17 protein-coding genes are annotated in these 16,533 nt (G+C 42.3%); 2 read left to right on the top strand and 15 right to left on the bottom strand.

Annotated features, from left to right (window positions below):
• From FC47_RS09380 to ulaG, 6 genes are all read right to left on the bottom strand, one after another.
• On the bottom strand, nt 1-377 hold a 377-nt coding region (locus tag FC47_RS09380; protein WP_275453126.1), incomplete at its 3' end, for a phosphoenolpyruvate-utilizing N-terminal domain-containing protein.
• A gap of 134 nt (nt 378-511) precedes the next feature.
• Complete coding sequence (locus FC47_RS09375) at nt 512-1,147, bottom strand: 3-keto-L-gulonate-6-phosphate decarboxylase UlaD (RefSeq protein ID WP_034540605.1); 636 nt, start codon at nt 1,145-1,147, stop codon at nt 512-514.
• A gap of 26 nt (nt 1,148-1,173) precedes the next feature.
• On the bottom strand, nt 1,174-1,479 hold the full coding sequence (locus FC47_RS09370) for a PTS sugar transporter subunit IIB (RefSeq protein ID WP_034540603.1): 306 nt from the start codon (nt 1,477-1,479) through the stop codon (nt 1,174-1,176).
• Nucleotides 1,480-1,544: 65 nt separating this feature from the next.
• Nucleotides 1,545-3,047: a PTS ascorbate transporter subunit IIC gene (locus FC47_RS09365; protein ID WP_056968725.1), complete on the bottom strand. Its 1,503-nt coding sequence runs from the start codon at nt 3,045-3,047 to the stop codon at nt 1,545-1,547.
• A gap of 11 nt (nt 3,048-3,058) precedes the next feature.
• A complete protein-coding gene (locus tag FC47_RS09360) occupies nt 3,059-3,517 on the bottom strand; it encodes a PTS sugar transporter subunit IIA (protein ID WP_034540600.1) in 459 nt (152 codons plus the stop codon).
• 91 nt (nt 3,518-3,608) lie between these two features.
• On the bottom strand, nt 3,609-4,682 hold the full coding sequence (ulaG, locus tag FC47_RS09355) for an L-ascorbate 6-phosphate lactonase (RefSeq protein WP_034540598.1): 1,074 nt from the start codon (nt 4,680-4,682) through the stop codon (nt 3,609-3,611).
• A gap of 252 nt (nt 4,683-4,934) precedes the next feature.
• On the opposite strand from ulaG, the gene FC47_RS09350 reads away from it, so the two are divergent.
• On the top strand, nt 4,935-5,702 hold the full coding sequence (locus tag FC47_RS09350; RefSeq protein ID WP_056968724.1) for a DeoR/GlpR family DNA-binding transcription regulator: 768 nt from the start codon (nt 4,935-4,937) through the stop codon (nt 5,700-5,702).
• A gap of 128 nt (nt 5,703-5,830) precedes the next feature.
• On the opposite strand, the gene FC47_RS09345 is transcribed toward FC47_RS09350, so the two are convergent.
• The 8 genes from FC47_RS09345 to FC47_RS09310 form a co-directional block, all read right to left on the bottom strand.
• Nucleotides 5,831-6,562, bottom strand: coding sequence for an L-ribulose-5-phosphate 4-epimerase (locus FC47_RS09345; RefSeq protein ID WP_056968723.1), 732 nt, complete (start codon nt 6,560-6,562; stop codon nt 5,831-5,833).
• Nucleotides 6,563-6,580: 18 nt separating this feature from the next.
• Entirely contained in the window at nt 6,581-7,465 is an 885-nt protein-coding gene (locus tag FC47_RS09340) for an L-ribulose-5-phosphate 3-epimerase (protein ID WP_056968722.1), read from the bottom strand.
• A gap of 54 nt (nt 7,466-7,519) precedes the next feature.
• Complete coding sequence (locus FC47_RS09335) at nt 7,520-9,055, bottom strand: FGGY-family carbohydrate kinase (protein ID WP_056968721.1); 1,536 nt, start codon at nt 9,053-9,055, stop codon at nt 7,520-7,522.
• A gap of 12 nt (nt 9,056-9,067) precedes the next feature.
• Nucleotides 9,068-10,075: a hypothetical protein gene (locus FC47_RS09330; protein WP_048345751.1), complete on the bottom strand. Its 1,008-nt coding sequence runs from the start codon at nt 10,073-10,075 to the stop codon at nt 9,068-9,070.
• Between the two features lie 83 nt (nt 10,076-10,158).
• Entirely contained in the window at nt 10,159-11,115 is a 957-nt protein-coding gene (locus FC47_RS09325; protein ID WP_006500737.1) for an NAD(P)-dependent oxidoreductase, read from the bottom strand.
• A 21-nt stretch (nt 11,116-11,136) separates the two neighbouring features.
• A complete protein-coding gene (locus FC47_RS09320; RefSeq protein WP_048345750.1) occupies nt 11,137-12,126 on the bottom strand; it encodes an amidohydrolase family protein in 990 nt (329 codons plus the stop codon).
• 29 nt (nt 12,127-12,155) lie between these two features.
• Nucleotides 12,156-13,610 (bottom strand): PTS galactitol transporter subunit IIC, encoded by a 1,455-nt coding sequence (locus FC47_RS09315; protein ID WP_034540588.1) that lies wholly within the window; start codon nt 13,608-13,610, stop codon nt 12,156-12,158.
• A 37-nt stretch (nt 13,611-13,647) separates the two neighbouring features.
• Entirely contained in the window at nt 13,648-14,391 is a 744-nt protein-coding gene (locus FC47_RS09310) for a sugar phosphate isomerase/epimerase family protein (RefSeq protein ID WP_048345749.1), read from the bottom strand.
• Nucleotides 14,392-14,810: 419 nt separating this feature from the next.
• On the opposite strand from FC47_RS09310, the gene FC47_RS09305 reads away from it, so the two are divergent.
• Nucleotides 14,811-15,818 (top strand): LacI family DNA-binding transcriptional regulator, encoded by a 1,008-nt coding sequence (locus tag FC47_RS09305; RefSeq protein WP_056968720.1) that lies wholly within the window; start codon nt 14,811-14,813, stop codon nt 15,816-15,818.
• 115 nt (nt 15,819-15,933) lie between these two features.
• On the opposite strand, the gene araD is transcribed toward FC47_RS09305, so the two are convergent.
• Nucleotides 15,934-16,533 (bottom strand): L-ribulose-5-phosphate 4-epimerase AraD (araD, locus tag FC47_RS09300; protein ID WP_056968719.1); only part of this gene is annotated, 600 nt, incomplete at its 5' end.

Raw genomic sequence — 16,533 nt, 5'->3', positions numbered from 1 at the left:
TGCATGTACTTGTTGTCGGTCATGGCGGCCAGAACATTGGCAAAATTGGTCGTTACGTCCGTCATGGCTTCTTCGGCGGAAACGTGCTGGCTTTCGATTTCATCTTTGATCTGACTCTTCATTTCCGGGTCGGACAAAATGGCGATGTGCGCGTCAAAGACTTCCAGTTCCTCATCGCTCAAGCGGCTCTTGGCGTTCTGTTTGATGGTGGCCAATTCCGAGATTGACTGGTCAAAAGCAGCTTCAATGCGCTGATATTCCGTAGCTGGATCATCAATCGTTTTCTTTTCAAAGCTTAAGTCAGGTTCAATAAGGGTGTATGCTTTAGCAATTCCAATACCGTCACTGGCGGCAATTCCTTTAACAGTACGTAACATATCGATTTCTCCATTCAATCAGTTTCTAGATAGCAAAAAGCGATGGATTTACACATCTCGTGTGCCATCCATCGCTTTTCATGCAAAAGAGAGTGAACCTGGGCAATACCAGCCCAAGAAGTGTTTAGATGTAATTAGCTCCAGATGCAGTTGATCTCGTCTTTAAATTCTTGTGCCGCTGCGTGTGGATCCTTAGCTTGGGTAATCGCACGACCCGCGATGAAAGTATATACGTCAACTCCATTGAAAAGCTTCAAGACATCTGGTTTAACGCCACCAGTTACGGAAACCTTAAAGCCCATATCAATCAACTTCTTGACTTCATTCAGATCATGCTCACCCCAGGTTTGACCAGCAAACTTGGCATCACGACTTTGATGATAGACAACTTGATGAATACCATTGTCCAACCACTCTTGCGCCTGTTCTTCAGTCCAGTTTCCATACAGCTCAACTTGAACTTCAATTTCTTTTTGTGCATTGGCCATTGTTGGCGTCGTTGCAGCACAGATGCAGGTCATCCAGTCCGCGCCTGCTTCTTTGCAGACATGGCCGACATGACCGCCCGCATCTGCCGTCTTACAGTCCGCGAGCAGAATCTTGTCAGGGGCCAGGGCTCTAAGTGACTTAACTGCCTTCATCCCTTCTTGATAGATCAGCAACGTACCTGCTTCGACAACATCTACAACATCTACAACCTGACGCGCTACATTGATAGCAGTTGGCAAATCATCAGTATCTAATGCTACTTGCAGTTTTGGCATTGACATATTTTAATACTCCTTTTAACCGTTGACTACTTGTTGAGGAATTTCTTTTCCAAATCAGAAGCCTTGACCTTTTCTTCGACTTCTTGTTGTGACATAACATTCTTAATCCCAATGACCTCACCGCCACGATCTGTAACATCCTTGAACATCTTTACAAACGGCAAGGATGTGAATACAACATCATAGTTGCGAGCAGTTCCTTTTGCCTCAGAAACAGAGGTATGGTCGCACTGAGTAATGTTAAAGCCCATCTTTTCCAATGTCTTCTTAGCAGTACGCATCAGCATCAAACTAGTACCAGAACCGTTAGCACATGCAGTCAAAACTTTCATAATTTTCCTCCTCAAGCAATCAAGCTTGTAATCATTCAGTTAGTCTTTAATATTATTGTATTTAGCTATTCGGCATCACTTTTACCATGCAGCTTCTTCCATGCTTCATAGTCTTTCGTAACCAAGAAATATCCTTCTGGGTCTGCACGGTATTGAAGCTGAGGAATGATGATCAGGATCAAGGCAACTACCGCAATACCTACATAACCAAGGTACTTCATAATTACTGTGAAGAATGGCCATACCGTTGCCCAGTCGAACATGCCAAGGTAGCCACCGTAAGAAGCCATTCCGACCCAAGTTGCAATAAAAGCTGAACCAGCAACTTGAACCAGACCACTGATAAATGGACAGATCATTGCATACTTGTAACCGCCACGGTTGTTGCAGTAAACCCCAATGGCAGCATTGTCAAAGAACAGTGGTATGAATCCAGCTACCACGATCGTTGGCGAGTGCATAATCAGCAGCAATCCAATCATTAAGAATTGTCCCAGTGCCCCGAACATAAAACCAATCGTTGCTGCATTTGGTGAGCCGAACCCAAGCACAGCAGCTACGTCGATACCTGGAACAGAACCCGGCAGCCAGCGATCCGAAATACCAGTAAAGGATTCCGTCAACTCATTAACGAAAGTCCGAACCCCAAGCTGCAGGATAGCAAGATAAACAGCAAACATCAGCGAAGTCTGCAGAATGTAGAAGAAGAAGCTTTGTCCCTTTTCCATAAACCCTGCGTGAATCAAATAGGTTGGTCCCAGAACTACCAAAATAATTCCAAAGAAGAACAGCATCAAGATTGAAGTTGAAACCATATTGTCGTTAAACATCGAGAGGAATCCAGGGAGTTCGATGTCTTCCAAACGTTTATTCTCAACTTTCTTACCCTTCTTAGCTGCTCGTTTGGACAGCCATTCAGATAATTTTGCAAAGAAGAAAATCCCAAACATTTGTTGGTGAGCAATTGCAAAGTCAGCACCATCCGTCAATTCTTGGGTACTTCCAACCGTCAAATTCGAACCAACTGCCCAGTACAGTCCCAAAACAATACTCATTACGATCAGGATTGGCAACCGTCCCATGTGAGGAAAACAGAAGAGGAACAGCCAGAATGCCGTCGCAGCTTGTTGTACTTGGACGTTACCAGTTGTGAAAACTGAACGCAGCTTCGTATATTTTTGGAAACGAACCAACAAGATATTAATAATGTAGGCAAACAACAACAGGAGCATCGTGTCGGCAAAGGAGCGACCAAATCGCTTCATAATCCCAACAGTTACCGCATTTTGACCGAAGTAAGGGTCGATAACCATTGCGTGAAGGTGAAAACGATCTTTTAAGCCAACAATGATTGGTCGAAACGATTGAACCAAACCATTAGAACCCGCTACCAAGATGAAGTATCCGACCGTGGCCTTCAAAAAGCCGGAAATAACTTCATACCACTTTTTCTTTTCCAAAAGGTAACCAACCAGAACGATCAGACCGATCATAAACGCTGGCTGTTGGAGGATATTTTGGGCGAAGTAGGTCCAAATTGCCATCAGGAACTTTAATACCGCATCCATACCTGTTCACCTCACATGTTGTGCTTTGCCATGACTTCATGGTAATCATCCATGTTTTTAACTTTCTTCAAGTCTTCTACCATTCCATCTTCCATCAGCATGTCTGCCAATTTGGAAATATTTTTAACATGGGTGTCATGGTCCTTAGCCGCCAGCATAAAGAACAGACGAGCATCTTTTTCGGGGTTGCCTTCTTCAAACGAAACGGTATTTGGCATAATCGTAAAACCAATTCCCGTTCCTAAGACGCCGCTATTTTCTGCTGAGGAGTGTGGCATTGCAACACCAGGTACGATTACAATGTATGGACCATACTTCTTAACGTCTGCAATCACTTGGTCGATATATTCATCTGTTACCAAGTTGTTCTTTTTCATGATCTCACCACTGATACGAATCGCTTCTTCCCAGTTTTGGGGATGTTTATCAGTGATGTTAATCAACCCATTTTCCAAAAAATAACGAAGCATTTTTATTCCTCCTCAACCCACCCTTGCAATGGGCTAACTAATTCTTCTCTTAGGTTTTGAAATCATTCATCCACGCTTTGGCTAAAATGAATTAGAGCAGTTCTGGGAATGGCAGATCAGGGCTGTTCTTGAATGCATCATGGAAGCCACGGTCGTACATGTATTCAAACTTGTCCTTGTCTTGTGGATAGTTGAATTCACCACCGACCTGAAGAATGTATGGCTTGAACTTGTATTGCAGGCGGTACTTCTTACGGTCCCAAAGTGCAATGATGTCTTTAGGATCCGTAAAGAAGTTTGACCAGATATCCCAGTGCATTGGAATTACGACTTTAGTGTTAAGGTCTTCAGCCATCCGAAGCACTTGAGAGTCATCCAACTTATCAGTGATGCCGCGTGGATTTTCACCATAAGCACAAAAGGCAACGTCAATCTTGTTTTCGTTACCATGTTTTACAAAAGTGTTGGAGAAGTGAGAGTCACCGGCATCGTATAGGTTGCCACCGGAAGTTTCAAACAGGTAGTTAACGGCAATTTTGCTCATATCTTTAGGCATCGTACCGGCCAACTTAACGTTAGGATCGTCTTCCGTAACAAGTTCAGTACGGTCAAATGATTCCAATGCTTTGATCGTTACGGCACCAACCTTAACCTCATCACCAGGCTTAACGACGATGGTCTTTTCTTCGGGAATGCCCCAACTCAGCCATTCATCAACTACGCCTTGAGGACCAATGAATTTAGCGTTTGGACAATTCTTGTTGACACAGGCTGCCGTATAGATATCCAAGTGATCATGGTGCGTGTGCGTTACGCAAAGTGCATCAACATCCTTAACAGAAAATGGATCGATTACGTAAGGACGGTTACGCAGGTTTGGCTGCTGTGCCTCAACACCTGCCATCCGCATCATTTGGTGGCCTTTGCGCATCTTGCCATCGCCATGAGTATGCTTGCCAGTACCATTCCACATATCTACGACAATATTCGTGCCTTCATGCGTCTTAAGCCAAAATCCCATGCATCCTAACCACCAAGTTGCAAATGATCCTTCTGGCACCTGCTTGTTGGCAATCGTTTCGTTAAGGTAGGATCCCCATTCAGGGAAGTTATCTTTAGCGAATGCTTCTGGAGTTACATCATTAACGTTCTTTGCTGAAGCCATAATTAAATTCCTCCTTGGAAAAGCTAAAGTTCTAATTTCTTTACACTTTTATCCTAAATCTCCGTTAAAGCGTTTACAATCATGTTATACGTTAATTTCTTATTTTTTATGTTATTTTTCTTTTATATTAGATAAAAATCGCATATATTCAAATAACAACTTCATTTTTAACTAAAATAAGTCATAACAGAAACGCTTTATATGTTATAATCACGTTAAAATACGATTTTATATCATAGGATGCTGATAAAAATGAAAAATTCAACCAAAAATATTCAAGAACGGCAAGAAAAAATCCTCTCTTTTCTTTGCGAAAAAAAAGAAATGTCGATTAGCGAACTCAGCCAAGCATTAAACGTCTCAGAGATGACCATTCGTCGTGACTGCTCCACCCTTTCTCTTCGGGGACAAATAAATCAAAAAAAAGGCATCATCACATATATCGAGCCTAAATCAAAAGATAACCAAAGCTCACTTGAACGAATCAATGCCAGTCTCGGAAGCGAGGCCGCCAAATTTGTTAAAGATGGCGAGATCGTGTTTATGAATTCAAGCTCAACAGCCTTGAAGTCGTTGCCCAAGCTGTTGCAAAAGAAGATCTATATTATGACTAACAATCTCCATGCTGCTGATTACATTTCAGAAAATGATAAAGCTACTTTAATAATGAGTGGTGGTGATATCGTTAATGATCATTTAATTATGAGTGGCGATATCGCAAAACAATCATTTTCCAGTATGAGATCTGACTGGGGAATTATCGGCTGCGCTGGGCTTAGTCTAGAACACGGTATCTCGACGCCATATCTTAGAGAAGCTGCAATCAACAAAACCATCATCAAAAATTCTCGAAGATTGATTTTGGTTGCCAACTACAGTAAATTCAATAGTTTTTCCAACTTTACCATTGGGAATATTAAAGATATCGATGTGTTGATTACCGACACGTTTGCTTCTGGAGAGCTTATTGCAGCTATTCGTCAAGAAGGAATTCAAGTTATTCAAGTTCCTCAGCTATAACAACCCTAGCAAAAAAGATGAAGCCTCAGAAAGGGGTTTCATCTTTTTATAATATCACTATTTTAAATATATTTTTAACATTTTAGTAAATTTTCAATAATTTAAAATACATTTTTGACTAAAAAGTATTATTGTTCATGCTTAGCATGGTCCTTAGAATGCGCGTTGTTTTGGCCGTAGTAGGCATTGGCGCCGTGCTTGCGGTAATAATGCTTGTCCAATAAATACTGCGGCAACTCCAGGTTTTGGCGCGTCAACTGCATGGCGTGATAGTCTTCTTCAGCTACCACTTCCAGCACCTTGGCATTGTAGACAGCCTTGTCAGGCGTTGGTCCCCAGGTAAATGGGCCGTGCTGTGAAACCAATGCGGCCGGCGTTGCTTCATAGTCCAAACCGCGTTCTTCAAACGTCCGCACGATCGTCTTGCCCGTGTTGCCCTCGTAGTCTTCTTCGATCTCTTCTTTGGTCAAGGCATCAGCCGCTGGTACGTCGGTGTAGAACGTGTCGGCATGCGTTGTGTTTAGTGCTGGGACGTCCATGTTGGCTGCCGCAAAAGAAACAGCCCATGGTGAATGCGTGTGGACGATTCCACCAATCTTTGGAAAATGATTGTACAGATAAGTGTGCGTCGGCGTGTCAGAAGATGGGTTCATGTCTCCTTCTACAACTTCGCCTTTCAAGTTGACGACAACCATGTCTTCTGGCTTCAGCTCATCATATGGCACTCCGGATGGCTTGATGACGTACAGACCCTTTTCACGATCGATTCCGGAAACGTTGCCCCACGTAAACGAAACCAGTCCCAGCTTAGGCAGCTGCATGTTGGCTTCATAGACTTCCTGTTTTAATTCTTCGAGCATGTTAGATATCCTCACTTTTTATTTAATTACTTCTTCTTGTTGAATTCCTACTTTATTAAACAAAGCATCAAAGTAGGCTTTAGCAGCTTTGATCTCTGAAACCGGATCCGCATCTTGATTATCGCCGGTCCACATCTCAATCGTGTAGCTGCCGTTGTATTGGAGACGCACCAGCATCCGCAGTAAGCCTTCAAAATCAACGCACCCTTCGCCAAACGGCACGTTTTTAAACTGCCCTTTAAAGGTTGGCGTAACGGCACGCGTATCCTTTAAATGAACTGCCGCGACCGTGTCGATATCATCTTCAAATTGTGCCGGCACATCGTTTTCAGGCCAGGCACTCAGATTGCCAAGGTCCGGATAGGCCTGCAGCCAAGGGCTTTTAATCTGAGTCTTATAATGTGAAATCTTCGTTAAGGAATTTATAAATGGATCATCCATCGTTTCAATTGAAAGCATAACCATCTTTTTAGCCGCCATGCTGACACATTTGGCTAAATCCTCAACAAACATTTCGCGTGATTCCATGGTTTTATCTTCATAAAAAACATCGTAGCCAGCCAGCTGAATATTGCGGATTCCAAGATCCACGGCCAGATCGATCGCTTTTTGCATCATTTCAAGCGACTGCTTGCGAACTGCTGGATCCTTTGAACCCAGCGGATAGCGGCGATGACCAGAAAGCATCAATGTGTTGATTCGACTGTGCGTTCGCCACATTGCATTGCGAAAGTCTTCTCGCTGCTGAGCCGTCCAATCCAGCCGCGCCAACCGCTCATCACTCTCATCAATTGAGAATTCTAAAAAGTTAAAACCTAGTTCGTGGGTCAGATTAAACTTTTCTTCCCAAGACAGATCTTGAGGCAGCGCTTTTTCGTAGATTCCAACTGCATTAGTTGTCATTGGTTTTTCTCCCTTGTTATTTTTATTAGTTAACCGCTTAACAAAATGGGTAAATTAAAGACTATATTCAAGACCATCCTGTAATTGCTTAAAATCACGCCAACAGCTATCCATTGCCTTCAAGAAACTTAAATAGGCTTGATACTTGGCATTATAAATTTTCACCTGGTCAGGTTGTGGATCATAATGGCGCTTAACGCTGGACATCGATCTAGATGCCTCTTCCAGTGAGCTATATACCCCAGTTCCCACGGCAGAAGCAATTGCCCCCCCTAAGCCGCCTAATTCTGTAGCATTAACCAGTTCAACCGGTACGTTAAGAACATTCGCAAACATCTGCACCCAACTGGATGAATTGCATGCACCGCCAGACATTCTAATTACTTCCGGCTTATGACTGACTTTTTGCAACGCTTCAATGTGATATTTATGCGCAAATGCAATTCCCTCATATACAGCACGAATCATCTCTGATTTGGTTGTATTGCTGCGCAGTCCAATAAAGCTTCCCTCGGCATCTGGTGCTGCATTGCTTCCGTACAAAAACGGGAAGAAGAGAACCTTACTAAAAGTAGCATCCGTATTTTCCAAAAATGCTTCAAGGTCATCATAGATCGAATGACCCGCATCTTTTGCGTCTCGCATCTCAGCCGTCATCAGCATTTTCAATATGATCGCCAGGTTCCCAGCCGAAGTCGGACTGGAAGCCTCAATCAGATTCTTCCCAGTTGGAAAAATCGAATTCATTAAGCCGCTTTCTTGGGGTGCCGTTTTATCACTAGGAAAAATATTCATATTCCAAGTACCAGCAATTACACTGAATTTAGAATCATCCAACACTCCAGTTGCAATTGCACAGGCATCAATATCAAACATCCCGCCAAACACCGGCGTTCCTTCTTGAAGGTTCGTTTGAGCAGCCGCTGCTTGCGTGATCGTTCCTCTTAGATCAGTTGCTTTAATCAATTCCGGCATTTTATCAAACATTTCTGGAATATCAAAAAAGTCGAAAAGCTTTGCGTCATATTGCTGCGTTGCTAAGTTTAAAAAGTTATTTCCCGAAGCGTCGCCAATCTCCTGCTTTACTACACCAGTGAGGAGAAAACCAACAAAATCCTTATTTGATAAAACCGCACCAATCTTCCCATACTCTTCTGGTCGATTATCTTTAATCCATTTCAAAAGAACTGGGGCCTGGCTCGGCATCACATGCTGTCTGCTGATTGAATAGATTTTACTGACTCGTTTTTCAAATTTCTCAGCATATTCTTCGGCCCGACTATCCGCTGATAAAATACCGTTCATAAAGATATGATAATCATTATCCAGCACATATAATCCTTTACCATGACCAACCGTTGCGATCCCAGCAATTTCTTTTCCCGTCAGATTAGCCTTTAAAAGTACTGCTCTTATAGCCGCCGCAAGATCATTGCGCAGTTTAACAAGATCTATTTCATGAAAACCAGACTGCGGTTCAAGCCCTTGCGTGGGGAAAGCCTCTGCCGCCAGCTGCTGTCCATATTGGTTAAAGACAATTACTTTGGTGTTTGTACCACCATTATCAATAGTTAAAAAGTTTTTGACCATATCGCTATCATCCTAACCCTCGGTATCAATCGCATATACAGCTACTTCACTTACTTCACGGTTTGCAGAAAAAAGATACTGACGACCATTCTTTTCATAAACAAGGACGTTGCTTGGACCAACTTTTTCATCAATTAATTGCGAATCGAGGTGGTCACTGGTAATCAATTCAAGGTCCTGTTTTCCAGCACGCCAACCAAAAATAAAGTATTCTCGATTGCCAATCCTGCCACCCCAAATTGCGTGGCCAAATGGCGTCTTAGCATCACTGCGAGAAATCTGATTGAACTCACTGTCAGAAATCCGAAGATACGGGCCATGGAAACCTTCAATCGTTAAGTACTCGTTTTTACCATCTTGATTGACATCAGCACTGAAGATGTCTGACGTTTCATAATCGGTTAATTGTTCAATTTTCCAATCTTTACCATCAACCGGCCAATTAAGTTTAAAAATCCCTTCAACGCCCGTAATAAAGGAATAACCATTCATTCGCTTGTATCCATGATTTTTAGTGATTCGGATATCCAAGGCATGCTGATTGATGATTTTTTCCTGTTCATCATCATATTCACCAACCCATACTTTTCCCGGATCAGACCAATCATCAACGTCCTTCTTGCTGTTGGCAATTGAACATCCTACATACCAGTATCCTTTTCCTGATTGCTTTGGAATGATATCGAAACGATGCACGTATGGAAATTCGCCAATTATCTTTTGGTCCCAATCCTTACCATTCCAAGTCTCCTTGACAATCCGACAGTTAGGCGAATTAAAGCCAGGATAAAAGCGTTGCGTTGCCAAAAAATTCAAGGTGTCAGGGATCTGAACCATCGTCATTGTCCCACCTACATTTGGCCATACTGTAGTTCGTGCAAAATCATTGTCCAGATCATATGCATAGCATGGCTGGGCTTCTTCTGATGCTACAACCAAAAAATCCCGTCCTTTAGCATTCATACGCATAATCGCATAGCAATGATCGAGTTGATCTTTAAAAATTTTCGAAAACTTCATGATTATCACTTTCTTGATCTTTTTGCAGTCTATACCAACAAAAGCTATTGGTGTTTTCCAATAGCTTCTGTATTTGGATTTAGCTATTTATTAACTTGATTAACTGCCTTTCCATCACGTAAGTACGAAATCAGATTATTCGATGCTTCTTCGGCAATTGCCGTCCGTGCTTCTAAGGTACCCGTACCAGCGTGTGGAGACATTACGACATTATCAAGTTCCCGTAAGGCTTCTGGAACAGTAGGCTCGGTTTCAAAAACATCAAGCCCTGCTCCAGCAATCTGATGATTCTTTAATGCATCAATCAGATCATCTTGCTTAATCAAAACGCCTCGTGCGGCATTAACGATATATGCCGTGTTTTTCATCTTAGCAAAGACGTCTTTATTAAACTTTCCAGCAGTTGAAGGCAGTGCCGGTGCATGCAGAGTGATTACATCTGATTCTTTGACCAGTGTCTCAAAGTCAACATATTTCACTTTCAATTGCTGTTCCAGTTCATCAGGCAGCGGATGCGGATCATTATAAATCACATCCATACCAAATACTTGAGCAAACTTGGCAACCTCTGAGCCAATGCGTCCCATGCCAAAGACACCCAGTTTCTTGCCTTGCAGACTCATCCCCATGTATTGCTGTTCGGAAACATCGACCCATTTGCCTTCACGAACGATCTTGTCATACATGTGTAAGCGTCGAACCGTAGCCAGCAGCAGCGTAAAGGTCATCTCTGCGGTTGGTACACGAACGCCCTTAGGACAATTTGATACCACGATTCCTTTGCTTTTAGCATATTCAATATCAATATGGTCAAAGCCAACCCCATTGGCAGTAATGATCTTCAAGTTGGTACCTGCATCAATCAATTCTTTATCAGCCTTGGTGCCCATCAGCAAAAGCCCATCATATTCACTCAAATGTTCAAGAATCCATGCTCGAGTTTCAACTTCAGGGTCGTAGAAAACATCAAAAGTTGCTTTCAGTTCCTTCAATCCTTGTTCTGGAATAATACCAGTAACTAATACTTTTGGTTTGCTCATGCCTATTCTCCTTAATCAGAATTAGTGAGTTTCCTTAAACTTCTTGTAGACTGGATCTTCAGCCTTAGCTGCTGCTTCTACGTTGGCAGGCTTAAAGTAAATGCGATTAGCATTATTGTACATTACATCCTCTAACTCTGCCTGCGAGAAGATGTCGGTGTTTTCCAACCAAGTAGCTAACTGATGATACGTATTGAAGGTTGAAGACCATGGAGAGTCAGTTCCCCAAATAATCCGCTTAGCACCAAGAATCTTTTTAGCCAGACCAACCGTCTTTTGGCAGCGTGGGTATGGAAAGGCTTCAGTAGTCTCACCATCAATGTCTTGGATTGCTGAGATATCAACATAGATATTTTCATATGGTGCGAATTGTTCAAGAGCGTTCTCTAAGCGATTCAAGTGGTCTGCGTTAGGGAATGACAGGTGGCATACTACGAAATCAAGCTTAGGATAACGCTTAGCCAAGTTAACGATTGCTTCTGGCTGGTAGCTGGTTTGAGTATAGTCACCGTAGTCAGTAGTAATAACAAAGCCTGGGTAATCGGCTAAGTAGTGCATGATCTTGCTTACATTGTTGTCGGTATCCAAACGGAATGGCTTATGGAACCCGTGCAGACCGCCTCCTTGGCTGATTTCAAACTTCAATGCCCGGAAACCCAGATCCTCAACATGACGCTTGACGATATCCATCGCGAAATCATCATATGGATCTACGGCAAAGGCACCGATAAACTTACCCGGATATTGCTTAACTACTTGATAAGTGTAGTAGTTTTGATAACCATTCAGCGTGCCTTGCAGAATAACTGCTTTTTCAATATCTTCTTGTTCCATTACTGGAAGGTATTTTTCAGCTAAAAAGTTGTCGTCTCCCCAGCCTTCTGGAATTAAATGAATAATTTCACCATTATCCCAGATTGCATAACCATTGCCAAGTGGGCTCAAACGTCCTTGACTCTTGGAACCAGCCAGTGCACGTACCAAATGAATGTGTCCTTCAATCTTTTTCATGATAAAGCCCTCCAAATTATATTTTCTAATTAATACTCAATCTTTTCGCTGCTGCCAGAGTAACCAGCATTCTTGTCAGCCATCTTATTCAAGTAAGTCCAGATTTGAGGACGGTACTTGCGCAGTCCAAACAGCATTACCAAGTAAACTACAACGCAGACGCCAATCCAAACCGGGTTCTGAGAAATAAATGCAGCAAATACCAATGCATTCATCGGTCGTGCAATCAAGTTAAAACTAGTGATCAAAACCACACCAGCTGGAATTGCGGCACCGTAGTGAGAAACCGCACCAGTGTAGATCGTCCCCAGCCAACTGGAAGCGTACAGGCCCAAGCTGAACCATACAATCCCGTTGGCAATGACCTTTAAGATATTGCCGCGAGTAATTGCAACGATTGACTCAACCATAAATGGCAACGAGATCAAGTCAACGATTGGCAATGTCTTGTTGCCGGGCAAAAGGAATGCAATCAAAACCATGATTGGAATTAAGATAACGCCGGCAATAATCGTTGCTGGTTCACCGTAGCCAACCCCATCATCAACTGCCAAGAACCAACGCTTTTTATCATTGATCTTGTCAATTTCCTTACCTTCAGCTTGTGATTCTTGCTTACGGTTCTTATCGATCTCATCTGCCAGTGGCGTAAAGGCCTTAGCAAAGACATTGGTAACCAATGGAAAGATCGTCATAACGGCCGCCAGTTGAATCGAGAACTGTAAAATCTGTCCCCATGCTTGCAGAGTCCCTAAGTCTTTTAGATTACCGAGCACCCCGATGATAAATCCTAAGAGAATCCCCAGGGTAGTTGGTTCACCAAACACACCCAGCTTGTCCTTAAAGGCTGATGGCGTCATCTTAACCTTGTTCAAGCCAAGCAGATTCCAAAGCGGATCCAGCAGAATTGCTGGAATCGTCTGCTCAATGTTGTGCAGTGAGCAGACCGTTGCATTCTTAACGCCATAGTAGTCAGACCAACGATCGGCTTGAATTTCTGCCAAGATCAGAGTGTACAGCAGCATGAAGAATGACAGCCCCAGCGACAGCCAGAAGTTATGCGTTACATAGTAGGCCATCGCGCCCCAAACCATGAAGCCGAAGTTGTTCCAAAGGTTTGAAGCCATAAATACCTTAGTGATGCCAAGAGCAAATAAAATCAATTCAACGATCAGTCCGAATACAAAGAAAGTCAAACCGACTGAAGAGCCAAATGAAGCCAGCGAACCTGCCTGCCAGCCAATATCAACGACCGGAAGATTGATTCCAGTCGTCTTAACCATTTGACGAATGATCTTAGTAACGACTGGAGTAAATTCTGTGATAATCCAGCCAAATCCAGTTAAACCAACCCCGGCATAGAATGCACTCATCATTGCTACTTTAGGACGAACCTTTAAGAAAAGCGCGATGATGAAAATCATTATGGGAACCACAACAGTAGCACCAAACGCGGAGAAGAAATTATTAACAGCGTTTAACATATTAGAAAGCATCTCCTTTCCTTTTCAAAGTCAGTACTTATTTAGTCGCTTCCTTTACCAAACCAAGCTCATTAGCAATCGTTTCCGCATTGCCCGCATACTCCAATCCAAAGTCATGTGCGAATGGAAACTTCTTAATCAATGCACGCCAGTTTAGATCGCCGTCTTCTAGGGGAACCGTCTTCAATTCGCCTTGGTCTCTGACAGCATTTTTCAAGTGCAGATATGTCGTAAACTGTTTCAAGTCATCAGCGGCCTGATCAACGTCAGTATCCAACCAAATCCAGTTAGCAATATCGAAGCAGTAATGAATGTCTTTAATCCCAGCATCTTGAATAATTTCAAAAAATTTCTTCGTTATTGCTAATGAACTGTCAGCCAATGTCTGATTATTCTCTACGGCAATCTCAAATTGACCATCCAAAATTGCTGCCAATCCCTTTAACAATTCTTCCTTGCTGATATCAGACAAGCTCCCAATGTTCAGCTTCAAGTGCGATGAATTCAATTCCTTCATCTCAGTCACATAATCAAGAGCCTTATTATTTAAATGATCGCCCGTAACCAGCACATCATTGACACTGTAAAAGACTTCCAATCCAAGCTTTTGCGCTTCTTTTGCAATCGCTAATCGTTCATTTTTTGATCCGTTCAAGAATTCATTTCTGATTTCAATCGCATCAAAGCCAAGCTGTTTTACTTTTTCAACCAATCTGCTTTGAGAAACTCCATTGTCCAGATCCTTTTTGAAGGCAATGGTATTCAAAACATAGGTACTCATCTCGGAAAACCACCTTCCGCATTGCGTCTAAAAACACACTGAAAATCCGTTAAGCGCTTAACCAAATTTACGAGTTAGATTCTAATTCCAAGTATCTTTTTTGTCAACCGGTAGCGCTTTCTTACATAAGCGATTGAGCTCTGTTTTTTCACAATCTATAACTTGTAATTTGGAATGAAATCCTTTAAAATAACAAAATCAAAAAGAATTATAGGATTCTAGTTTCAACAATTTCACAAAATAAAAATAAATTATTTTTATTTTTTCAAAACACAAGCCCCTACTTTTGTCATTGATCATTTAACGATTTTTTGTTAACCGTATTACTAATCGTGATTAAGTATTACCTTATTACGCACAAAGTTGATCCGACAAAAATGTGATAATATATTAAGAAAAAACTGGATCGGTATGCATAAATGGAAAAATTAACAATTAGCGATATTGCGGCATTGGCAAAAGTTTCTACCGCCACGGTATCAAACTACTTGAATGGTAATTTTAATAAAATGTCAATCAAGACCAGACGCCATCTGGAAGAAATCATTAGCCAAACCAACTATCGTCCTAACAGCACTGCCCGCGACCTAGCAAAAAACGAAAGCAAAACGATCGGTGTTTCAATTGCGGACATCACCAATCCCTTTACCTCAGCAGTTTTGTCCGGCATTTCTGATTTCTGCAGCCATTATGGATATAAAGTCGTATTTACCAATGCTGATCAGGATCCCGAAACGGAAGTCAATAATATTATTCGGCTGCGCTCTGAAAACGTTGCCGGATTCATTCTCGATCCTGTTAGCCCAAACGGACCAATCTACAAAGCATTTTCAAATAAATCCTCGGTCATGGTCGATTTGCAGGCAAAACAGTTAAAAATGGATACGATCGTTACTGACAACGAAAAATCCGTCTTTGAAATGACCCAAAAAATGATTGCTAAAAAATATGATGATTTATATTTTGTTAGCTGGCCTTTAAAAGACGTAAGTACGCGTCTGCAGCGTTATCAAGGCTTCTTAAAAGCAACCAATTATAAGGATGATGACAGCCATTTGCTGATCGTCCCTCATCATGGAAAGCAGGAAGAATACATTGCTTTTAACAATCGAGTAAAAGAAATCATTGAAAGCAAAGGCAGCAAAAAAGTGGGCTTCTTTACTATGAACGGTCGCGTTTTTTTGCGACTATTACAAGCTGCTCAACAGTACGGTTTTGCTTATCCAACTGATTATGGAGTAGCAACCTATGAAGAATTAGACTGGATGAAAGTTTTAAATCCCGGAATCAGCTGCATTCAGCAAGACTCTAGAAAAATCGGTGAACAAGCTGCTGAACTACTTAATAAAAAGCTAACTGGAAAATCTATCTCTGAACCTAAAGTAACAATTATCCCAACTAAATTAATCATTCGAGAAAGTTTTTAAAATAAAACGTCATCGCTGGTTTTTAACCATTGATGACGTTTTATTGGTAATGCAGTTTAAGGGTGAATTTAAGGGTTAGACAATTTGCAGTACCAAACATTCAAATTATGGCTAATTAGTTTTCACGCTTGGCATGATCCTTGGAGTGCGCATTATTTTGACCATAATAGGCATTAGCGCCGTGCTTGCGGTAGTAGTGCTTGTCCAATAGATACTGCGGCAGCTCCAGGTTTTGACGCGTCAATTGCATGGCATGATAGTCCTCTTCAGCTACTACCTCCAGCACCTTGGCATTGTAGACAGCCTTGTCTGGCGTTGGTCCCCAGGTAAATGGTCCGTGCTGGGAAACCAATGCGGCTGGCGTTGCTTCATAGTCCAAACCGCGTTCTTTAAACGTCCGCACGATCGTCTTGCCCGTGTTGCCTTCGTAGTCTTCTTCGATCTCTTCTTTGGTCAGAGCATCGGCAGCTGGCACGTCGGTGTAGAAAGTATCAGCATGCGTCGTGTTTAAGGCCGGGACATCCATATTAGCTGCCGCAAACGAAACGGCCCATGACGAATGCGTGTGGACGATCCCGCCAATCTTTGGAAAATGATTGTACAGATAAGTGTGCGTCGGCGTGTCAGAAGATGGGTTCATGTCCCCTTCTACGACTTCGCCTTTCAAGTTGACAACGACCATGTCTTCCGGCTTCAGCTCATCGTATGGCACTCC

This window comes from Limosilactobacillus mucosae DSM 13345 (genome assembly GCF_001436025.1).
Lineage (GTDB): Bacteria > Bacillota > Bacilli > Lactobacillales > Lactobacillaceae > Limosilactobacillus > Limosilactobacillus mucosae.
This window is presented reverse-complemented; position numbering and strand designations above follow the sequence as displayed.